Here is a 21,741-nt window from a genome sequence, read left to right as displayed (position 1 = left end):
ATTTCTTATTTTTATCTTTGTTAAAAGTATGCTTATGAATAAAATCGTAGGAAATAATCTAAAATTGATGCGTCAGACTAGAAAAATGTCACAGGAAGAAGCCGCAGACCACTTAAAGATTTCACAGTCTGCCTATGCCCGAATGGAACGGGGTGAAAGTAGTTCGTGGGCTGTCCATTTTATTAGAATTTGTGAGATTTTTGAAATTACAGCCGAGGAGCTCGTGAAAAAGAATTAATAAATATCAGCGCAGAATAGAAGATTTAAGAATAATACAATCTTCAAATAAATACAAAAACTAAAAAAGGCTCCACTTATAAGTGAAGCCTTCCGGGAAATTTATTTTTTGTTAAATTTCATCCCGTGCCTTAGAAATAGCAAAAATATTATAGCCAATGCTAATGCGATGTATAGCCTTAAATCATATTTATGATCTATTATTTCTTGAATTGAAAATCTCTCTCCTTTAAAAAATAATACCCAAAACATTACTATAACAGCAGCAGGACTAAAAACGTAATTTAAAATAAAAAGAAGTATTTTATTTGTTTTCATGGTCTTTATTCTATAAAGATTAAAATGGTATCATTAGGTGCAAAGAAAATAGAATTTGATAAAGTTTCATAATTTACAAAAGGATTAGGACTTGTGTAATGCGGATCATGAGGAAATAAAATCTCATTGTAAAAATCATCACCAAAAAGATATGTTGCTTCTAATGTTTTTCGTTCCATTGCACAGTCTACCGCTGCCCAGACAAGAGCAGTAAGACCACCTCCCACAGCGCCTTTTGCTGCACCAAAAACTGCTCCGCCAACGGCTCCGGCGGCCGTTCCTACGCCTGGTAAAGCAACCGTGCCTCCGGCTGCGCCCGTTAATGCTCCCGTTGCTGCGCCAACTATTGCGCCAGTAACCACTCCTCTTCCGATCGTTTTTCCTTCTTTTGCCACACAATCTACAAAACCACTTGATTTTCCAGTTTTACTTGTTTGAGATTTGGAGATTTCGTTGACCTCGTTTGTGATTTTTTCAATTGTATGGAATAGAAAGGAAGCTTCATCTTTAAAATTTGGAGAAAAATTCTCTTTATCTAATAGTAATCTTTTGGAATTTAAAAGTGAAATTATCTGATTATCATATGAATTACCCAGATCCTGATAAAAATTTAACATGAATTTATTTTCTGCTGCGTTATAATGAGGAGCTAATTGTACTTTAATAGTTTCTTTCTTAGGAGCAGTTTTACTAGTATTTGCAGATATTGGTTGTGTTTTTAAAGTATTTTAAATACTTTTTTTCATTGCTATCGTTTATAATTATTTTGTGAAAAGTATTGATCTGATTATCTATAGATTTATTTAATGCTGTATAATCTACAGCATTTGATTCATCATGGTTTGCAGAATCATTATTGCTACATGATAATGATACTACAATAAATAAAATTAATGTGAAACTCTTTTTCATAATTTTATAGATTTATAAGTTAACAGGTTTATTATGCAAATCTATATGAGGCCGTAAAAAAGTCTCAACCTAAAATCGGTTATTTTTAAAGCAATTTTAATTTATTGCAAAATATTTCTTACGTTTATTGTTCTTAAATATTATGTGCATGAATATAATTGTAGGAAATAAGTTAAAAACATTACGTAAGGCAAGAAATTTGTCGCAGGAAGAAGTAGCAGATTATTTAAATATTTCGGTATCAGCATATGCCAGAATGGAACGGGGTGAAAGTTCTTCGTGGGCCAATCATTTTAATAAAATTTGCGAAGTTTTTGAAATAACCCCTGAAGAATTAGTGAGAAAAGAAATTGGGAATACTACTTACGAAAATATAATTAGTACAGAAGAGGGCGCATACAGTGATTACAGAAGAATAATAAAGCAGTATGAGCTGCAGATAGAGGACTTAAAAACTATAGTCAGAAACATAAATAGAGTAAAACCTAAAAAAAAGGCTCCACTTATACGTGGAGCCTTCCGGGAAATATACTGAATTTTAATAATTACCTTTTTGTAGTTTTAGTTAAGATCTTTAGTAACAATCTGCATCGTTTCACGGCTTACCTGTTTCAATAAAACTTCTTTGTTTTTCTCTACAATTTGTGCCGCTTCCTCTGTAAAGTGACGAATCGTGTAAAGTGTCACATTTTCGCTGTATTCTACTTTAAACTTTTTCAAAAGAATAGCATTCAGATCATTAAAGTTGCCAAATTTGTCTTCTACACAGACAGAGAAACTAATAGCCGAGTTCTGAATCAGGTTTACTTTAATTTTGAATTCGTGGAATAAACCAAAAATCTCACTGATGTTTTCTTCCATAATGAAAGAGAAATCAATAGAAGAAAGCGAAATTAAAAGCTGTTCTCTTTTTACAATAAAACATGGATATTGTGGTTCAAGATCGACTCCTTTAGAAACACAGGTTCCTTTTAATAAAGGGTTCACAAACGATTTTACATAAAGGGGAATTTCCTTTTTCTGTAACGGCTGCAGCGTTTTCGGGTGAATAACAGTGGCTCCGTAAAATGCTAATTCGATAGCTTCACGGTACGAAATCTGGTTTAACAGACTTGCATTTTCGAAATAACGGGGATCCGCATTCATAACGCCCGGAACGTCTTTCCAGATCGTTACGCTTTCGGCATTCAGGCAGTACGCAAAAATTCCCGCTGTATAATCAGAACCTTCACGGCCCAGAGTAGTTGTAAAATTGTTCTCGTCAGCTCCTAAAAATCCCTGAGTAATGTTTAATATTTTTCTTGGAACATTTTTACTGATATTTTGTTCTGTAGCTTCCCAGTCCACCTCTGCATCTCTGTAGTTTGCATTGGTTTTAATGAAATTACGAACATCAAGCCATTGTGTCTGGATACCCATGAAATTCATAAAGTGGCTTAAAATATTAGTCGAAATCAATTCTCCAAAACTTACGACCTGATCGTAAACAAAGTTGTAATTAGGAGATTTATTATGTGCCAGAAAATATTCCAGTTCTTCAAACTGAGCATTTACAGCATCAAAAACTTCATGTTTTTCGTCTTTAAATAAATCCAGTACGATTTGAAAGTGGTAGTTTTTTATTTCCTGTACAGATGAAATTAACGCTTCTGATTTATCAAAGTAATTTTTGATTACTACTTCAAGAGCATTTGTGGTTTTTCCCATAGCCGAAACAACCAGAATCACATCTTCATAACCCACTTTTTGTAAAACGTCATATACGTTTCTTATTCCGTCAGCATCCTTTACCGATGCACCGCCAAATTTAAATACTCTCATTTTTGATTTTAGATTTTTAATTTTAGATTTTAGATTTGAGGAAGTCTAAATATATTGTTTTTTGCCTTGTCCTGTTTTGTTTTTTATCAGGTTTTGGCAGTTTTATTATTTATAATTTTTCGAGGAACGCATTGATTCCTGTTTCATCCATTTGAACCACTCTCCATTCTTCAAGGATCTTGGCCCCTGAGTTCTCGTAGAATTTTACGGCCGGAGTATTCCAGTCCAGTACATTCCATTCTATTCTGCGAACACCGTCTATTTTACCCTGTTTCATGATTTCGGCATAAAGTGCGGATCCTAAACCGGTACCACGCATTTTTTCGCTGACAATTAAATCTTCAAGATGTATCGTTTTTCCTTTCCAGGTCGAATAACGGTAGTAGAATAATGCAATTCCTACTATCTCTTTACCGCTTTCATTTTCGTTTGAATCAATCTCTGCTACAAAAACCTGAAATAGAGGTTTTTCTCCAAATCCGTCACGTATTAAATCTTCTTCTGTAATAACAACAGCATCCGGTTCTTTTTCGAATATTGCCAGCTCCTGAATTAATCCCAAAACCGATCTCATATCCTCGGGATTTCCCTTTCTAATATTCATATATTCGTATTATTAAGTATTTATTCGCTAAAAAAGCATTGTTTTATCTTGTACTTTTTGCTGATAATTAGCAAATATACAATTGTAGCAAACTAACAAAATAATTTTTAAATCATTCTCACAAAATAAACGATATTTGTGACTTAAAATTAAAACTACAACGATATAGTAATGGAAGAACGCAATAAAACACTGGGAGAGTTTATTATTGAGAACCAAAAAGCATTTCAGTATTCGTCGGGAGAACTTTCCCGGATTATCAACTCTGTACGTTTAGCGGCTAAGGTCGTAAACTACAAAGTAAACCAGGCAGGTCTGGTGGATATTATTGGCGCCGCAGGCGAACAGAATATTCAGGGAGAAGACCAGCAGAAATTAGATGTCTATGCCAACGAAGTATTTATCCAGACGTTAATAAACCGTGAGATTGTCTGTGGTATTGCTTCAGAAGAAAACGACGATTTTATAACTGTCAAGGGGAGCGACAACAGTCATAATAATAAGTACGTGATCTTAATGGATCCGCTTGACGGGTCTTCAAACATTGATGTGAATGTTTCTGTGGGAAGTATCTTTTCTGTTTACAGACGGGTAACTCCAATAGGTACTCCGGTAACTATTGAAGATTTTCTGCAGCCGGGAATTAATCAGGTAGCGGCCGGCTATGTAATTTACGGAACTTCAACCATGCTGGTGTATACTACAGGGCACGGAGTGAATGGTTTTACCCTAAATCCTGCTATAGGAACTTTTTATCTTTCGCATCCTAATATGAAATTTCCAAAAGACGGAAATATCTATTCGGTCAATGAAGGGAATTATGTTCACTTTCCGCAGGGGGTTAAAAATTATATTAAATACTGCCAGCGGGAAGAAGACGACAGGCCTTATACCTCAAGATATATAGGAAGTCTGGTTTCTGATTTTCACCGGAATATGATTAAGGGCGGCATTTATATTTATCCAACAAGTTCAAAAGCGCCAAAAGGAAAACTGCGGCTGCTTTACGAATGTAACCCAATGGCTTTTATAGCCGAGCAGGCCGGAGGAAAAGCTACGGACGGTTTTGGAAGAATTATGGAAATTCAGCCGACAGAATTGCACCAGAGGGTTCCGTTTTTCTGCGGAAGCTATAATATGGTAGAAAAGGCGGAGGAGTTTATGACGGCTGAGTAAGTTTTCAGTTTTCAGTCTCAGTTTTCAGTATTGGACAACCTGACAGTTTTTTTTCTTTCAGGTTTCAAAAAGCAATAAACCCGACAGGTTTTCAAAACTGTCGGGTTTATAATTCGTTTTAGTTTCAATTCAGCATCAGTAAAAAACGGAACACTGAATACTTATTTATTCATATTCTCCATTTCGAAAAGGAAAGTATCTAAATCTACTTTTTTATCGATTAGAGATAATGCTTTTGCCACAATATAATTTACGTTTCCTGGAGTAAATCCTAATGCAAGTCCGATACGTACCAGCATAGTTTCCTGTTTGTCTCCCAGATGATGATCCACATGTACCATTCTGGCTAAATCATACAAACGCTCTAAACGCTGAGAATATAAGTAAGGCGGATTTATAGGATGTTTCCACGGGTCTTTAAGAATTTCTTTATATTCGTCTTCTGAAATTTGTAATGTAGAAGCAATTTTATCCAAAAACTCCTGTTCTTCCGGGCTTATTTTACCGTCAGCAAAAGCTACACGAACAATCGCAGAGAAATGACCTCTGTTTCTTTGTTTGAATTCGTTATCAAATAATTCTGAAAATGGCATAATTAATAGGTTTTTATTGAACAAATATAGTCCTATTTTTAAATTATTGATTTTAAAATTCTCATAAAATTTAACTTATTTTTATTGAACGATTTGATACAGCCAATCTTTAATTATCAAAATTAATTGTAAGTTTACAACCCCTAATTATTTAATTTTTGTTTACTTATGTCACAATTTTGGATTTATTTTCAAATAGGCTTAAAGCATGTTCTGGATATCAATGCTTACGACCATGTTCTCTTTTTAATTGCATTAACAGTACCTTATATGTTTAAGGACTGGAAACGTATTTTACTGCTGGTTTCAGTATTTACAATTGGTCATACTCTTGCTTTGATACTATCGGTTTTTGGAATTATTGCCATAAAAGTAAATATAGTAGAGTTCCTGATTCCGATAACTATTTTGATTACGGCACTGTATCATTTGTTTACAGCAGGAAAGACTTCAAAAAATGATAGCATAAATCTCGTCTTTTTCATAACTTTATTCTTTGGTATTATTCATGGCTTAGGTTTTTCTAATTATTTCAAAACAATTTTAGGAGGATCGGCAGTATCAAAATTATTACCTTTGGGAGAGTTTGCTTTAGGAATAGAAGCAGCACAGCTCGTAGTGGTTTTTGTTGTTTTGGTAATATCGTATATCGTACAGACGGTTTTTCGTTTTTCAAAACGCGACTGGGCACTTGTAATGTCGGCTTTTATTATTGGAGTGGTAATTCCAATGATTATAGAAAGTCCGATTTGGAACAGATAAAATAAATGGAAGTAAAAAAATTAAACAAATACGATAAGGCTTATCTGAGGATTGCTAAAGAATGGAGCCTCTTATCGTATTGTAAACGTAAAAAGGTGGGCGCCATTATTGTAAAAGACAGAATGATTATTTCTGACGGATACAATGGGACACCCTCCGGATTTGAAAACTGCTGTGAAGATGAAGAAGGATTAACACGCTGGGATGTGCTGCATGCCGAAGCAAATGCCATTCTGAAAGTGGCCCGGTCAACACAGTCGTGTGAAGGAGCGACCTTGTATATCACTCTTTCACCGTGTAAAGAATGCAGTAAACTCATCCATCAGTCCGGAATTAAAAGAGTCGTGTATCAGGACGGATATCGTGATGATTCCGGAATACAATTTCTGATGAAAGCGGGTGTTGAGGTCGAACATATTCCTGTTTTAGAAGAGCAATGAAATTTAATCCTAAATATCTGCCAATCGTTATCGGGGCGGTTTTTGCCCTGGGAACCGTGACAGGAAGTCTGACAAATGCTTCCGCAGATGATCAGCTTTTGGCTAAAAATTACTCCAAGACGAAGCTGAATAAGCTAATTGATTTTATCAATACCGAATATGTGGACAGCGTTAATACGGATTCCATCGTAAATCTGACTGTCGATAATATCCTTTCTAAATTAGATCCTCATTCCGTTTATATTCCGCCAAGCGAACAGGCCGAGGTGGCCGAAAGTATGAAAGGTGATTTCGTAGGAATCGGAATTAACTTTTATATGTACAAAGATTCCGTTGCGATTATAAAACCGGTAGAAAACGGACCTTCAGCAAAAGCAGGTTTGAAATCAGGAGACCGTATTTTATATGCCGGAAAAACCAAATTATACGGCAGAAGACTGCCTTCCGACAGTTTGTTTTCAAAATTAAAAGGTATCAAAGGCTCTGAAATCGAACTCACAGTTTTTAGAAAATCAGAACAAAAGAAACTTAAGTTTAAAATTAAAAGAGATATCATTCCGATAAAAAGTGTCGATGCCGCCCTTTTAATTGGAAATAATACCGGTTATATAAAAATCAACCGTTTTGCCGAAACTACTTTTAATGAATTCAAAACGGGTTTAACCCGCTTAAAACAAAAAGGAATCCAGTCACTTGTAATTGACCTTCGTGATAACGGCGGCGGTTATATGGAAGAAGCAATTGCTATTGCCGATGAATTCCTGAAAGACAAACAGCTGATTGTTTTTACTAAAAATAAAAACGGAACCACTGAAAAAACGTATGCTACAAAAGCAGGAAGTTTTGAAACCGGGAAAGTGTATGTTTTAATTAACGAAAACAGTGCTTCGGCCAGTGAGATCTTAGCAGGTGCCATTCAGGATAACGATCGTGGTACTATTGTAGGGCGCCGTTCTTTTGGGAAAGGTCTGGTACAGCGTGAAATGGATTTTAACGACGGATCGGCAGTTCGTCTTACCGTAGCCAGATATTACACACCAACCGGGAGATCTATTCAGAAACCTTATAAAAAAGGAAACGAAGAATATTTTAAAGAATCAGAATCACGAATTGCAACCGGAGAACTGTATGCAAAAGACAGCATAAAAGTAGCGGATTCTTTAAAATTCAAAACGCCGAAAGGTAAAATTGTATACGGCGGCGGCGGAATCGTTCCGGATGTTTTTGTTGCAATGGAAGCTGAGCATGGCAACGAAAATGTAGCCTATCTGCTTCAAACCGGAATTGTAGGACATTTTGTTTTTGAAGAACTTGATAAAGACCGAAATGCCTTTGCAGGTCTTCATTTTAATGAGTTTCTGGCTAAAATGAAAAATTCAGACGCCTATTTCAAAAAGTTTAAAAACTATATTTTAATGACTGGTCTGGATTTAAAACTGGATAAAACCAAAGCCTTGGTGAATCGATATATTACAGCAGAGTTTGCACGTCAGTTATATGGTGAAATGTATTATTATGATGTGATTTTAAAAGAGGATGCCATGATAAAAACAATTCTGAACCCGAAGAAATAACTCTAAATTTCTAATTTGATGGAAAAAGACCTGATTGTTACGGCCGAAATAGAGCTTTTAACCGCAATTAAAAAAGCCGATATTCAGGCTTTGGACAAACTGCTTCATGAAGATCTTCTTTTTAATATGCCGGATGGGCAGACCATTACCAAAGAGTTTGATCTGAATACGTATCGTTCGGGAAAAATGAAAATAGAAACTTTGGAAGCCTCGGATCAAATTATTAATATGATTGACGATACAGCCGTGGTTGCGGTTACGGTTTCATTAAAAGGAATTTACGACACGACTCCCGTAAATGGAGTGTTCAAATATATCAGGGTTTGGAAAAAAACTGAAAATTCCCTAAAAGTTATTGCCGGAAGCTGTGTTCAGCTGGCATAAATTTTGGATGGGAATTTAATATTAATTTAAAATACTACTTAGTGGACCTTGCGTAAATCTTAGCGAGCTTTGTGGTTAAACGAACGATATGAAAAATTTTAAAAAAATCAGTGTGCTGGCCATGTTAATGGCTTTTGTGATCTCTTGTACGACTATGAAAAATGATGCAAACAGTGTAGTTTCAGGAAAAGTAGAATCGATTGAAAGCGGGAAAGACGGTTACACGGCAAAAATCAATACAGATACTAAAGAAGTATATTTTGCTACTATCAGCATTGTCAACGTTGGCGGACCTCAGAACTACAAACAATTAAAAATTGGTGATGTAGTTGCTGTAAAAGGAGAAAAATGGAAAACCGAAGATGAGAATCATATTAAAGTAACAGAAATCGTTTCGGTAAAATAACGAAACATAAATAAAATTTTAAACCATTAAGAGATTAAGTTTATTAAGCTTTGAGGCTTTTATTTTAATCTCTTAATGGTTTTAATTTTTTATGCTTTTTTTAATGCAGCTTCAAAATTAAGTTTGTATACGTGTAAAACTTAACTTTTCTTAATCTCTATAATGGTAAATAAAAAAATTATCGAATGCTGTCGTGAGCATGAGTCTGTACTCCGTTATTCCATAAGGTAAGTATATCTGTAGCAACAGCAGCACCGCTTCCTGCAGCAATTGCTAATTGACTTCTCCATCCTGCCAAAGTTCCAATAACGTAAATACCGTCAGCAACTTTATGATCTTCATTTTTAAGCTGAATGCGCTGTTTTTCCGGTAATGCTTTTTTGTGTGGTTCTACATACTGCATTAAACCTTCTATATCAAAAGTGTTGGCAGAACCAATTCCAACAACGATATTTTTAGTCTGATAGGAATTTTTGTTGGTAATAACCGTAAAGGACGGAAAAGTACCTTCGACTTTAATTACTTTCTCGCCTGGAATCTGATCAATGTGCGGATAAGCTGAGGCTAAATCCTGTGTGCTTTCACTTAGTAATTCAGATCCTAATTTTCCCGGAGTTATTCCGTAAGCATTATAAAAAATGGCTTCCTGTAAAGAAGAATTTTTCTGGTGTGTAAAAATTCCGATTTTTTTGTCGGTAACAAAAGGTTTTTTATTCGCAGAACCCAAAACCAGAGCGCAGGACATACCAGAAACACCTCCGCCAATAATTAAAACGTCATACATAGTATTATCGACCGTTTGTTTTTTCTTCAATTCTTTTTGAAATTCTAAAAATCAAAAGAATCAATACGGCACAAAAGGAAGCAGCGATCCCAATAAAAGCTACCATGCTGTCCCCCTGAAAAGGATTGTTAAAGTCTAATAGCGTAATATTGAAAACAATTAAAGCTAATGCTAAAAGGACTAAGATTGAAGTAAAGATTTTCATATTGGTTGTTTGTTGGTCTAAAATACTCAAGTAAACTTTACGGAAATACCTTAAAGTTGTGTTTTAGAAATTTTATGGGGGTAAAAGTATAAAAATAAATCCTAGACAAACAAACCTTTAACATTAGCAGCGAATAATTTAACAGCAATTGCTAAAAGGATCACTCCAAATGTCTTTCGCACCACACCAAGTCCGTTTTCCCCTAATAAATCTTCGATCTTTTTAGACGACTTTAAAACAATATAAACCAATATAATATTAAGGATAATGGCGATAATAATGTTTATGGTATGAAACTGAGATCGTAAAGAAAGTAAAGTAGTCATAGTTCCGGCTCCGGCAATTAAAGGAAAAGCCAGTGGAACAATAGAAGCAGAACCCGGTTCTTCGTCACGATAAATACGGATGCCCAGAATCATCTCCAAGGCAAGGAAAAATAAAACAAAAGATCCCGCTACCGCAAATGAATGTACATCGATACCAATTAAGTTTAATAAACCTTCTCCAACAAAAAGGAAAACAATCATTATAGCACCGGCCACAATAGAAGCTTTTTCGGATTCAATATGTCCCACTTTTGCTCTAAGGTTTACAATAATAGGAATAGAACCTACTATATCAATTACGGCAAAAAGGACCATACTGACTGTAATGATTTCTTTAAAGTCGATTTCTAACATATCGTTTTGATTTTAAGGGTTTAAAAAACTGCTGCAAAAGTAGATAATAAAGTTAGGTGTTTTTTCTCTAAAATGTATTTTTGTTATAAAAACATGTTTTATATATTAAAAAAGTGATATTTGTAACAATGTATGGTTTAGCCGAAAAGATTCGCAAAGAAATTACGCAAAGTTCGCAAGGCTGAAAATTGATAATGTTTTGCGAACTTTGGATAATTCCCCTGTGCGCTTTGCAGTTAAACATTTGCCGTGTTTTATCTCCTTTCTTTGATTATCTTTGCACTTTAAAAATAATATCATGTTTCAGTTAGGGAAAACTATTGTTTCAGAAGACATTCTGGAAAAAGAATTTGTGTGCAACTTGTCGGCCTGTAAAGGAGCTTGTTGTGTTGATGGGGATGCGGGTGCGCCTTTAAATGAGGCTGAAACTAAAATCTTAGAAGAAATCTACCCAAAAGTAAAACCTTTTTTAAGAAAAGAGGGGATTGAAGCAATCGAAGCGCAGGGAACCTGGGTAACCGGAACTGATGGCGATCTGGAAACGCCGCTTATAGATAATAAAGACTGTGCTTATGTTATTTTTGACGGAAAAACGGCGCTTTGCGGAATAGAGCAGGCGTATAACCAGGGTATTGTCAGCTGGAAGAAACCTGTTTCCTGTCATTTGTATCCAATTCGTGTAAAAGACTTTACTGAATTTGCTGCAGTAAATTATGATCGTTGGGATATTTGTGATGATGCCTGCTCTCTGGGAAAAGAACTAGAAGTTCCGGTGTATAAATTTGTAAGAGAAGCACTGATCCGCCGTTTTGGTGAAGACTGGTATCTGGAGCTTGAAAAAGTAGCCGAAGAACTAAAAAATTCCTAAAAATTATACCGTTTTATATAGCCCTTTTTAAGGGCTTTTTTTGACTCAAAAAAATAAAGTTTTAACTCAAAAAAAAGTTTTTAAAACTATTAAAAATTTCTTGCTTTTTAGATTTAAAAGTCTATATTTTACAGCTCCTATAACCTTTTTTTTGGATTTTAAAATACTTGTTTTCAGGTATTTAATTGTTGTATGAAAAATATAGCAGTTTTTAGGTGTTGTTAAAAACTCCGATCAATTGTGAATAAGTTTGGCTTTTATTTTTGGCATGAAATGACAATCTTTGTAATGCCTATTTTAAGGGTAAAAAAACACTAAAAAAAATAAGAAAAACAGTCATGTCACAAATCGAACCAATATTACAAGAAAATAAAAACCGCTTTGTTATTTTTCCGATTAAACATCATGATATTTGGGAATGGTACAAGAAGATGGAAGCGAGTTTTTGGACTGCAGAAGAAATCGATTTACACCAGGATTTGACAGATTGGAACAATAAACTGAATGACGACGAAAGATACTTTATTAAACATATTTTAGCGTTTTTTGCTGCATCTGACGGAATCGTAAATGAAAACTTAGCCGAAAACTTTGTAAACGAAGTTCAATATGCTGAAGCGAAGTTTTTCTACGGATTTCAGATTATGATGGAGAATATTCACAGTGAGACCTATTCTTTATTAATTGATACTTATGTAAAAGATGAAGCTGAAAAAACAGAGTTGTTTAATGCTTTGGAAGTGTTCCCTGCAATTGCTAAAAAAGGAGAATGGGCTTTAAAATGGATCGAATCTGATTCATTTGCAGAAAGACTTATTGCTTTTGCTGCAGTTGAAGGAATCTTTTTCTCGGGTGCTTTCTGTTCTATTTATTGGTTGAAAAAACGAGGCCTTATGCCAGGTTTGACTTTCTCTAATGAGTTGATTTCCCGTGACGAAGGCGTACATTGTGATTTTGCAGTTCACCTGCACAATCACCATTTGGTAAATAAAGTGCCAAAAGAAAGAATCAAAGAAATTATTGTGGATGCGTTGGATATCGAAAGACAGTTTGTAACTGAATCTCTTCCGGTAAGTTTAATTGGTATGAATGCTGGTTTAATGACACAGTATTTAGAGTTTGTTGCCGATAGACTTTTGGTTGAATTAGGATGTGAGCGTGTATACGGATCAGCCAATCCATTCGATTTCATGGACATGATTTCGCTTCAGGGAAAAACTAATTTCTTTGAAAAACGTGTTGCAGAGTACCAAAAGTCAGGTGTGATGAACAATGACAGTGATGCTCAGAAAATTTCATTCGATGCAGATTTTTAGGCAGCAAAAATACTTTTAGCGTCTGCTCTTCAAGAGATGCTGAAAAAAGATTACAGATTATTTATTTAAGGTTGAGCCTCTTTCCCCAAGTCGCAGGTTCAATAGCAATTTTTGACGTATTTAAATTCGATTACTGAATTTGAAACGGGTAACTATTGAGAATTTAGTAATTCTCTAAAATTAATTTAAAAACACGCAATGTTTCAGTACTGGGATTCGTTTTCCAGGTACTTTAATTTTTTCAATAACCATAAAAGGTAAGCTTATGTATGTAGTAAAAAGAGATGGCCACAGAGAGCCCGTAATGTTTGATAAGATTACAGAAAGAATCAAAAAATTGTGTTACGGCTTAAATGAGCTTGTAGATCCTGTAAAGGTAGCCATGAGAGTTATCGAAGGATTGTATGATGGGGTTTCTACTTCTGAACTGGATAATCTTGCGGCAGAAACAGCAGCATCGATGACAATTGCGCATCCTGATTATGCACAGCTGGCAGCTCGTGTGGCAATTTCGAACTTACATTCCAATACAAAAAAATCTTTCTCTGAAACAATGAAAGATATGTATCATTATGTGAATCCAAGAAATGGTCAGGACGCACCTTTAATTGCTGACGATGTATATAAAGTAATTCAGGAAAATGCAGCTTTTTTAGATTCTCATATCATTTATACACGAGATTTTAATTACGATTACTTTGGTTTTAAAACCTTAGAGCGTTCTTATCTTCTTAAGATCAACGGGAAAATTGTCGAAAGACCACAGCATATGTTAATGCGTGTTTCAGTTGGTATTCACTTAGACGATTTAAAATCGGTTATCGAAACCTATGATTTAATGTCTAAAAAGTTCTTCACGCACGCAACGCCAACGTTGTTTAATGCGGGAACTCCAAAACCACAAATGTCTTCCTGTTTCCTTTTGGCCATGCAGGATGATAGTATTGATGGTATTTACGATACGTTAAAACAAACAGCAAAAATTTCGCAGTCGGCAGGAGGAATCGGGCTTTCTATTCATAACGTTCGTGCAACTGGATCATACATTCGCGGTACAAACGGAACATCAAACGGAATTGTTCCGATGTTGAGAGTTTTCAACGATACCGCTCGTTACGTAGATCAGGGTGGTGGAAAACGTAAAGGAAGTTTTGCGATCTATATCGAAACCTGGCATGCCGATATTTTTGATTTCCTTGACTTAAAGAAAAATACTGGTAAAGAAGAAATGCGTGCGAGAGATTTATTCTTCGCTATGTGGACTTCAGATTTGTTTATGAAACGTGTTCAGGAAGATTCAACCTGGACTTTAATGTGTCCTAACGAATGTCCTGGTTTGTATGATGTGTACGGAGAAGAATTCGAAACATTGTATACCGGATATGAAGCACAGGGCAAAGGAAGAAAAACAATCCGTGCCCGTGAATTGTGGGAGAAAATCCTGGAATCTCAAATCGAGACCGGAACACCATATATGTTGTATAAAGATGCGGCAAACCGTAAATCAAATCACAAGAATTTAGGAACAATCCGTTCTTCAAACTTGTGTACTGAGATTATGGAGTTTACTTCTAAAGATGAAATCGCGGTTTGTAACCTGGCTTCAATTTCGCTGCCAATGTTTATTGAAAACGGAAAATTTGACCACGAATCACTTTTCAAAGTAACCAAACGTGTAACCCGTAACCTGAACAAAGTTATTGATCGTAATTATTATCCGGTACAGGAAGCCGAAAACTCAAACCTGCGCCACCGTCCGGTTGGATTAGGTGTTCAGGGGCTGGCAGATGCTTTTATCATGCTTCGTATGCCGTTTACAAGTGATGAGGCGAAACAATTAAACCAGGAAATTTTTGAAACTTTATACTTTGCAGCTGTAACCGCTTCTATGGAAATGGCAAAAGAAGAAGGGCCTTATTCAACTTTTAAAGGATCACCAATGTCACAGGGAGAATTCCAGTACAATATGTGGGGATTAAAAGATGAAGAATTATCAGGCCGCTGGGACTGGGCTTCACTAAGAAAAGAAGTAATGGAGCACGGAGTTCGTAACTCATTGTTAGTGGCGCCAATGCCAACAGCTTCGACTTCTCAGATCCTTGGAAACAACGAAGCTTTCGAACCGTATACTTCAAACATCTATACACGTCGTGTATTGTCAGGAGAGTTTATCGTAGTAAACAAACATTTACTGGAAGACCTGGTAAAATTAGGTTTATGGAATGAAACCCTGAAACAGGAAATCATGCGTCATAACGGATCTGTTCAGAATATTGATATTATTCCTCAGGAATTAAAAGATCTTTACAAAACTGTATGGGAAATGTCAATGAAAGATATTATTGATATGTCCCGTCAGAGAGGATACTTTATTGACCAGTCACAGTCATTGAACTTGTTCATGCAGGATGCCAATTATTCTAAACTAACGTCAATGCATTTCTATGCCTGGCAGTCAGGTTTAAAAACAGGAATGTATTACTTAAGAACAAAAGCGGCTGTAGATGCGATTAAATTCACGTTAAACAACGATAAAAAAGAAGAAACAGCTCCGGCATTAGTTGCAGAAACTGAAGAAATCAGTGTTGAGGATTACAAAGCCATGTTGCTCAAAGCACAAGCTGCAGGTCCTGAGGATTGTGAAATGTGTGGATCTTAATTTTTTTTTCTTAAGAAGAAAGACGAAAGAGAATAGAATAAAGAGAATAGAATAAAGAGAATAGAATAAAGAGCAGAGAGCAGAGAGATTTATTCTTAGAATTATAGAAAGCAGTTATTGTTATGATAGCTGCTTTTGTGTTTATTTAAGAATAGTCGTGATTCGGGACGATAGTGAACGGGTTAAGTGATTGATGAATTTTATGCTAAAGGGATTTTAACTTTAATTAGGAGCAGAATTGTCGAATTGTATTAATGTAAATGGAAACAAATGGATTTATTAGAAACAACGAGTCAAAATAAAAAAGAACTTTATGGTCTTGCTTTACAATATTTTCAGAATATAGATAGTGAAGAATATGAATATGAAAAAATTGACAGTATTGTTCCAGAATCAATTTCTATTCTTGTGGATCACGATTTTATTCCAACTCCCTGTATTGAAATTAATTTGTCTCTTCATCAGCATGAAAAACTGTTTAATACGGGAAGCTACTTTTTATATGTTGACAAGAATAAGGAAGTTGTAGATGAGTTCCTGATTTTTAAATAAACTGAGCAGATAAGATTATTTTGATTCAGGGCATAATTCGGAAAATGGAATTAAATAATAACAATGATTTGCGCTAATTCGTGAATTGTTTCGCCTGCTCACTATTGTTTAGCTTATGGTGAAAAAAAAGAAACAAAATTCACTATATTTTTTGATTAAATTTGTAAACGTTAGTTTTAATAATAAAAATATGGACATCAAAAATCTATCTAAATACAGTAATGCCGAAAAGATTGTCTTGGCGGAACAATTATGGGACAGTGTTTCTAAAGAAGATTTAGAAATTTCTGATGATGTAAAAAGAGAATTGGATATTCGTATTCAAAATCTAGAGGAAGGAAAAACAGAATTATATACTTGGGACGAGGTTAAAGCTCATTTAAAATCTTTGCGATAAGTGTATAAACTTCATTTTGTAAAAGAAGCTTTATTTGATATCGAAGATATTGTGCTTTGGTATGAAGAGCAAAGAATTGGACTTTCTTATGATTTTGAACTTTGTTTAGAGGCTGGAATAGATACAATCTTAAGGAATCCAAATGCGTTCCAAAAGAAATATAAGAATGTTAAAATTCTATTCATTTCAAGATTTCCTTACGGGATTCATTATAGATTCGAAAAAGAGGAAATAATTGTTCTTGGGATTTTTCACACTTCTCGTTCTCCTAAAAATTGGTCTAAAAGATTAGGTTTGTAAATTAAATTTGAAATATTAACTAGAATGATTTGCACTAATTCGTTAATTCGTGGCGAAAAAACTTAGAACCTTAGCATCTCAGAACCTTAGAACCTCATTCTAATATTCTCATTTTAAGCCAATATTTTTATATTATCATACAAAACTGGCTAAATTTGTTAAGAAATCCTTTTTTGTTTCATAAAATGCAATCTTTTTTTTGGTGCACTAAAAATAATTTATACATTCGCAGAGAATTTACAAAATAACACAAACAAAATGGCAACTAACCGTTTTTATTTTAGCAACAATTTTTATTTCTTCTTTAGTAGAAGTCAGGATTGTGCTATGGTTATTTGAGATAAAAATTAAGACAAATAAAACTAATATACAATCCTGATGCAAATCAGGATTTTTTTTTGACTATATGACAACTAAAATTGCAATACAAGGTATTAAAGGATCATTTCATCATCAGGTTGTGAAAGAGTATTTCGCTGAAAATGTGGATATTGATGAATGTTTGTCTTTTGAAGAACTGATCGACAGCCTTATTGCCGGAAAATCTGATCAGGCCGTTATGGCGATTGAAAACTCAATTGCGGGTCCGATTATTCCAAATTATGCTTTGATTGACAAGAACAATCTGCACATTATTGGAGAACATTATTTAAACATTCAGCAAAATTTAATGGCTTTAAAAGGTCAGAAAATTGAAGATATCAGAGAAGTTCATTCGCACCCAATGGCATTGTTGCAATGCATGGATTTCCTGAAACAATATCCCAATATTAAATTGGTTGAGGATAAAGATACGGCTGAAACAGCAAGAAGAATTCAGGAAAAGCAGTTAACAGGAATTGCAGCAATTGCAAGTGTAACCGCTTCTGAAATGTACGATCTGGATATTATTGCATCATCGATTCAAACGATTAAAAACAATATGACTCGTTTCGTAATCATTAAAAGACAAAATTCTTTTTTACCGGAAAGCGAAATCAACAGAGCATCCGTGAAATTTGAATTAGATCATAAAAGAGGAAGCTTAGCAGCAGTTTTGAATGTAATGAGCGACTGCAAATTGAATTTAACCAAAATCCAGTCGCTTCCAAAAATCGAAACGCCCTGGAAATATTCATTCTTCGTAGACGTGACATTCGAGAAATACGAAGATTACGCAAAAGCAAAGTCGCTCTTAAATATAATGGCAGAATATTTTAAAGTATTAGGAGAATATAGAAATACAAGACCTTAAAAAGTTAGGGGTTATTAGTTAAGAGTTAGAAGTTAAAATAGAAAAGCCTAAAGTTTACAGCTTATGGCCTAAAGCAATAAAAACAATGATTACAACAGCAAAACGATTAGACACAGTTGAAGAATACTACTTCTCATCAAAACTAAGAGAAGTTCGTCAGTTGATGTCTGAAGGAAAACCGATCATCAACATGGGAATTGGAAGCCCTGATTTGAGTCCGTCAAAAGCAGTAATTGAAGCAGTCGCTGCGGCAATTCAGGACGAAAACGGACATGGCTATCAAAGTTATCAGGGGTTACCGGAAATGAGACAGGCGATGGCGGATTTCTATCGTGATCAGTTTGGTGTTGAAGTAAATCCGAATAATGAGATTTTACCTCTTATGGGTTCGAAAGAAGGAATTATGCACATTTCGTTAGCCTTTTTAAATGAAGGTGATCACGTTTTAATTCCGAATCCAGGTTATCCAACGTATACTTCGGTAACCAATTTGGTTCAGGCAGTTCCGGTTTATTATGACTTGAAAGAAGAAAATGGCTGGGAACCAGATTTCGAAGCTTTAGAAAAATTAGATCTTTCGAAAGTAAAAATCATGTGGCTGGGTTATCCGCATATGCCGACAGGAGCGAGAGGAAGTTTAGCGTTATTTGAAAAATTGGTTGCTTTTGCTAAAAAACACAATATCTTATTGATCAACGACAATCCGTATAGTTTTGTTTTGAATGATAATCCAATGAGTTTACTGCAGGTTGAAGGAGCAAAAGATGTGGCTTTAGAATTGAATTCGTTAAGTAAAACATTCAACATGGCAGGCTGGAGAGTCGGAATGGTTTTAGGAAATCCTGAAATTATCGATGCGGTTCTAAAAGTAAAAAGCAACATGGACAGTGGAATGTATTACGGAATTCAAAAAGGCGCAATCGCAGCTTTAAAATGTGATAAATCCTGGTTTGAAGATCAAAACAAAATTTACAGACGCCGTAGAGAATTAACGGAGCAATTAGCAGAAAAGTTAAATTGTAAAGTATATAAAGAAGGAGTGGGTTTATTTGTTTGGGCAAAACTTCCGGAAGGAATCGAATCAGCAGAGAAGTTCATTGACGAAATATTATACGAGAAACATATTTTCATTACGCCGGGAACCATTTTTGGGAGCAACGGCGAAGGTTATATCAGATTCTCATTGTGTGTAAAAGAAGAAAAAGTACAGGAAGCGATTGATCGGTTTTAAGTATTAAGACTTTAGAATTAAGTATTAAGATTTTAGATTGTCAGGCTGAGCGAAGTCGAAGCCTTTTGGAATTTGGAATTTTTAAACTTGGAATTTAAAAAAGATTATGAAAGTATACGTAATAGGAATAGGATTAATAGGCGGTTCGATGGTGCTGGACATCAAAGGACGTTATCCTGATGCGACTATTTTGGGAATTGACAGCAACGAACAGCATTTGCAGCAGGCAATTGATTTAGGAGTTATTGACGAAGCAGGAAGTTTTGAAGATTTACAAAAAGCCGATTTTGTAATTGTTTCGGTTCCGGTAGACGTGGCGCTGACACTTCTGCCAAAAGTTTTGGACACTGTAGGAGATAAAACAATTGTTTTTGAAGTAGGGTCAACTAAAAAGCCAATTTGTGAAGCAGTTGCGAGTCATCCGAAAAGAAGAAATTTTATTGCTACGCATCCAATTGCAGGAACAGAGTTTTCGGGACCATCAGCAGCAATAAGAGGTTTGTTTCAGGGAAAAACAAACATTATCTGTGAAGTCGAAAAAACGGCCTTTAAACTGCAGGAAAAAGCATTGAATCTTTTTACCTCAATAGGAATGAGAATTCGATATATGGATCCGGTTTCGCATGACAAACACATTGCGTATGTTTCGCATTTATCGCACATTAGTTCGTTTATGCTTGGGAAAACAGTAATGAACAAAGAAAAAGACGAACAGGATATTTTTGATATGGCGGGAAGTGGATTCGAAAGTACCGTTCGTTTAGCCAAAAGTTCCCCAGCAATGTGGACCCCCATTTTTAAGCAGAATAAAGAACACGTTCTGGAAACTTTAGAAGCTTATATCGCAAATCTCAGTCGGTTTAGGGATTTGCTAAAAGAAGAAGATTACAACGCCATTTTTGAAGAAATGGAAAGCACAAATAAAATAAAAGAGATATTAAACGGATTAACAATTAAAAAGTAAAAACTATAATAAAATGGAAAATAAGAAAGAAATGAGAAAGTGGTTAGAAGATTTCAATTTAAATCACCCACTTGTGATAGCTGGACCTTGTAGTGCAGAAACTGAAGATCAGGTATTGAAAATCGCTCACGAATTGAAAGATTCTAAAGTAAGCGTTTTCAGAGCCGGAATCTGGAAACCAAGAACGCGTCCGGGAGGATTCGAGGGTATTGGAGAAATTGGATTAAAATGGTTACAAAAAGCAAAAGCTGAAACTGGTTTATTAATGGGAACTGAAGTGGCGACTGCAGCGCATTGTAAACTGGCTTTAGAATATGATATCGACGTTTTATGGGTGGGTGCCCGTACAACTGCAAACCCTTTCGCAGTTCAGGAAATTGCAGATACTTTAAAAGGAACTGATAAAATCGTTTTGGTTAAAAACCCAGTAAACCCGGATTTAGCTTTATGGTTAGGTGGTGTTGAACGTTTACACATGGCTGGAATCGAAAAATTAGGAGTTATTCACAGAGGCTTCTCTACTTACGAAAAAACAAAATACAGAAATATTCCGGAGTGGCAGATTGCTATCGAATTGCAAAATAAATTCCCTGATTTACCATTAATCATTGATCCATCTCACATTACCGGAGATCGTAAAATGATTTTCGAAGTAACTCAGGAAGCTTTAGACTTGAACTACGACGGTATGATCATCGAAACGCATATCGATCCGGACAACGCTTGGTCTGATGCTGCGCAGCAAGTTACTCCAGATGCTTTGAAACAAATCATCAAAGATTTGACTATCAGAAAAACGGATGATACTACAGATGAGTACAGCCAAAAAATGACTAAACTAAGAGCTAACATCGACGTTTTGGATGCTAACTTATTAGAGTTATTAGGAAAACGTATGAAAGTAGCTGACGAAATTGGTCAGGTGAAAAAAGACGCTAACGTTGCGATTCTTCAAAACAACCGTTGGAACGAAATCTTAGGGAAAATGATTTTAGAAGGTGAGAAAAAAGGCCTTACTGAAGAATTCGTTTTAAGAATGTTCAAAGCGATTCACCAAGAAAGTATCGGACACCAGGAGAAAATTTTCAATGCCTAATTTTCTTCAAATTATATAAGTGATATAAGATAATTTAAGCTGGTTTAAAAACAGCCTTAGGGTTTTATTATATCACGCATTTAAAAGTAGATTGTTTTTTTATATTAAATCTCCATTGCTTTCGGGCTTTGGGGATTTTTTTTTGGATCAATAAGTAATCAGATTATTCCTTTTGAATAGAAAATAAATCGGCTAATCTCCAAAATCCGGGAGGAAAAATATTTGCCC

Annotated in this window: 25 protein-coding genes; 18 read left to right on the top strand and 7 right to left on the bottom strand. The window is 35.2% G+C overall.

The features are described 5' to 3' along the window. The first annotated feature begins 34 nt into the window (after positions 1–34). On the top strand, positions 35–238 hold the full coding sequence (locus tag ACODST_RS09010; protein ID WP_488931785.1) for a helix-turn-helix transcriptional regulator: 204 nt from the start codon (positions 35–37) through the stop codon (positions 236–238). A 322-nt stretch (positions 239–560) separates the two neighbouring features. Here ACODST_RS09010 and ACODST_RS09005 read toward each other — a convergent pair whose 3' ends face one another. Next, positions 561–1,172: a hypothetical protein gene (locus ACODST_RS09005; protein WP_488931784.1), complete on the bottom strand. Its 612-nt coding sequence runs from the start codon at positions 1,170–1,172 to the stop codon at positions 561–563. 443 nt (positions 1,173–1,615) lie between these two features. On the opposite strand from ACODST_RS09005, the gene ACODST_RS09000 reads away from it, so the two are divergent. Then, positions 1,616–2,002: a helix-turn-helix domain-containing protein gene (locus tag ACODST_RS09000; RefSeq protein WP_488931783.1), complete on the top strand. Its 387-nt coding sequence runs from the start codon at positions 1,616–1,618 to the stop codon at positions 2,000–2,002. Between the two features lie 26 nt (positions 2,003–2,028). On the opposite strand, the gene ACODST_RS08995 is transcribed toward ACODST_RS09000, so the two are convergent. Next, positions 2,029–3,288: an aspartate kinase gene (locus tag ACODST_RS08995; protein WP_488931782.1), complete on the bottom strand. Its 1,260-nt coding sequence runs from the start codon at positions 3,286–3,288 to the stop codon at positions 2,029–2,031. Positions 3,289–3,397: 109 nt separating this feature from the next. Next, positions 3,398–3,892, bottom strand: coding sequence for a GNAT family N-acetyltransferase (locus ACODST_RS08990; RefSeq protein ID WP_488931781.1), 495 nt, complete (start codon positions 3,890–3,892; stop codon positions 3,398–3,400). A gap of 171 nt (positions 3,893–4,063) precedes the next feature. Here ACODST_RS08990 and fbp point away from each other — a divergent pair, with 171 nt between their 5' ends. Beyond that, a complete protein-coding gene (fbp, locus tag ACODST_RS08985) occupies positions 4,064–5,068 on the top strand; it encodes a class 1 fructose-bisphosphatase (RefSeq protein ID WP_488931780.1) in 1,005 nt (334 codons plus the stop codon). Positions 5,069–5,229: 161 nt separating this feature from the next. Here the strand turns inward: fbp and ACODST_RS08980 are convergent, their stop codons facing one another. Beyond that, a complete protein-coding gene (locus tag ACODST_RS08980) occupies positions 5,230–5,661 on the bottom strand; it encodes a tellurite resistance TerB family protein (protein WP_488931779.1) in 432 nt (143 codons plus the stop codon). A 168-nt stretch (positions 5,662–5,829) separates the two neighbouring features. On the opposite strand from ACODST_RS08980, the gene ACODST_RS08975 reads away from it, so the two are divergent. The 5 genes from ACODST_RS08975 to ACODST_RS08955 all read left to right on the top strand — a co-directional run bounded on the left by ACODST_RS08975 (position 5,830) and on the right by ACODST_RS08955 (position 9,227). Further along, positions 5,830–6,423: a HupE/UreJ family protein gene (locus tag ACODST_RS08975; protein ID WP_488931778.1), complete on the top strand. Its 594-nt coding sequence runs from the start codon at positions 5,830–5,832 to the stop codon at positions 6,421–6,423. Positions 6,424–6,428: 5 nt separating this feature from the next. Further along, positions 6,429–6,863, top strand: a complete 435-nt coding sequence (locus ACODST_RS08970; protein ID WP_488931777.1) for a deoxycytidylate deaminase — start codon at positions 6,429–6,431, stop codon at positions 6,861–6,863. Next, on the top strand, positions 6,860–8,437 hold the full coding sequence (locus ACODST_RS08965; RefSeq protein ID WP_488931776.1) for a S41 family peptidase: 1,578 nt from the start codon (positions 6,860–6,862) through the stop codon (positions 8,435–8,437). Before ACODST_RS08970 ends, ACODST_RS08965 begins: the two co-directional genes overlap by 4 nt. Before the next feature lie 18 nt (positions 8,438–8,455). Next, complete coding sequence (locus ACODST_RS08960; RefSeq protein ID WP_488931775.1) at positions 8,456–8,821, top strand: nuclear transport factor 2 family protein; 366 nt, start codon at positions 8,456–8,458, stop codon at positions 8,819–8,821. 88 nt (positions 8,822–8,909) lie between these two features. Then, a complete protein-coding gene (locus ACODST_RS08955; RefSeq protein WP_488931774.1) occupies positions 8,910–9,227 on the top strand; it encodes a hypothetical protein in 318 nt (105 codons plus the stop codon). A 178-nt stretch (positions 9,228–9,405) separates the two neighbouring features. Here ACODST_RS08955 and ACODST_RS08950 read toward each other — a convergent pair whose 3' ends face one another. The 3 genes from ACODST_RS08950 to ACODST_RS08940 form a co-directional block, all read right to left on the bottom strand. Further along, positions 9,406–10,011 carry an FAD-dependent oxidoreductase gene (locus tag ACODST_RS08950; protein ID WP_488931936.1) on the bottom strand — a complete coding sequence of 202 codons (606 nt, stop codon included), beginning with the start codon at positions 10,009–10,011 and terminating at the stop codon, positions 9,406–9,408. Positions 10,012–10,015: 4 nt separating this feature from the next. Beyond that, positions 10,016–10,216 carry a hypothetical protein gene (locus ACODST_RS08945; RefSeq protein ID WP_488931773.1) on the bottom strand — a complete coding sequence of 67 codons (201 nt, stop codon included), beginning with the start codon at positions 10,214–10,216 and terminating at the stop codon, positions 10,016–10,018. Between the two features lie 101 nt (positions 10,217–10,317). Beyond that, positions 10,318–10,896 (bottom strand): MarC family protein, encoded by a 579-nt coding sequence (locus tag ACODST_RS08940; protein WP_488931772.1) that lies wholly within the window; start codon positions 10,894–10,896, stop codon positions 10,318–10,320. Between the two features lie 298 nt (positions 10,897–11,194). Between ACODST_RS08940 and ACODST_RS08935 the strand changes: the two genes are divergently transcribed. From ACODST_RS08935 to ACODST_RS08890, 10 genes are all read left to right on the top strand, one after another. Further along, complete coding sequence (locus ACODST_RS08935; protein ID WP_488931771.1) at positions 11,195–11,764, top strand: DUF3109 family protein; 570 nt, start codon at positions 11,195–11,197, stop codon at positions 11,762–11,764. Positions 11,765–12,102: 338 nt separating this feature from the next. Continuing rightward, entirely contained in the window at positions 12,103–13,080 is a 978-nt protein-coding gene (locus tag ACODST_RS08930; protein ID WP_179001755.1) for a ribonucleotide-diphosphate reductase subunit beta, read from the top strand. 265 nt (positions 13,081–13,345) lie between these two features. After that, a complete protein-coding gene (locus tag ACODST_RS08925) occupies positions 13,346–15,739 on the top strand; it encodes a ribonucleoside-diphosphate reductase subunit alpha (protein WP_488931770.1) in 2,394 nt (797 codons plus the stop codon). A 270-nt stretch (positions 15,740–16,009) separates the two neighbouring features. Beyond that, a complete protein-coding gene (locus ACODST_RS08920; protein ID WP_488931769.1) occupies positions 16,010–16,291 on the top strand; it encodes a hypothetical protein in 282 nt (93 codons plus the stop codon). A 190-nt stretch (positions 16,292–16,481) separates the two neighbouring features. Next, complete coding sequence (locus tag ACODST_RS08915; RefSeq protein WP_488931768.1) at positions 16,482–16,688, top strand: addiction module protein; 207 nt, start codon at positions 16,482–16,484, stop codon at positions 16,686–16,688. Beyond that, positions 16,689–16,988 (top strand): type II toxin-antitoxin system RelE/ParE family toxin, encoded by a 300-nt coding sequence (locus ACODST_RS08910; RefSeq protein WP_488931767.1) that lies wholly within the window; start codon positions 16,689–16,691, stop codon positions 16,986–16,988. Positions 16,989–17,394: 406 nt separating this feature from the next. Further along, positions 17,395–18,222 carry a prephenate dehydratase gene (locus ACODST_RS08905; protein ID WP_488931766.1) on the top strand — a complete coding sequence of 276 codons (828 nt, stop codon included), beginning with the start codon at positions 17,395–17,397 and terminating at the stop codon, positions 18,220–18,222. A gap of 85 nt (positions 18,223–18,307) precedes the next feature. Beyond that, positions 18,308–19,453: a pyridoxal phosphate-dependent aminotransferase gene (locus ACODST_RS08900; protein WP_488931765.1), complete on the top strand. Its 1,146-nt coding sequence runs from the start codon at positions 18,308–18,310 to the stop codon at positions 19,451–19,453. A 106-nt stretch (positions 19,454–19,559) separates the two neighbouring features. Continuing rightward, on the top strand, positions 19,560–20,417 hold the full coding sequence (locus ACODST_RS08895) for a prephenate dehydrogenase (RefSeq protein ID WP_488931764.1): 858 nt from the start codon (positions 19,560–19,562) through the stop codon (positions 20,415–20,417). A gap of 13 nt (positions 20,418–20,430) precedes the next feature. After that, positions 20,431–21,513 carry a bifunctional 3-deoxy-7-phosphoheptulonate synthase/chorismate mutase type II gene (locus ACODST_RS08890; protein WP_109190752.1) on the top strand — a complete coding sequence of 361 codons (1,083 nt, stop codon included), beginning with the start codon at positions 20,431–20,433 and terminating at the stop codon, positions 21,511–21,513. The last annotated feature ends 228 nt before the right edge of the window (positions 21,514–21,741 follow it).

The sequence above is a fragment of the Flavobacterium sp. FG19 genome (assembly GCF_057809475.1).
This window is presented reverse-complemented; position numbering and strand designations above follow the sequence as displayed.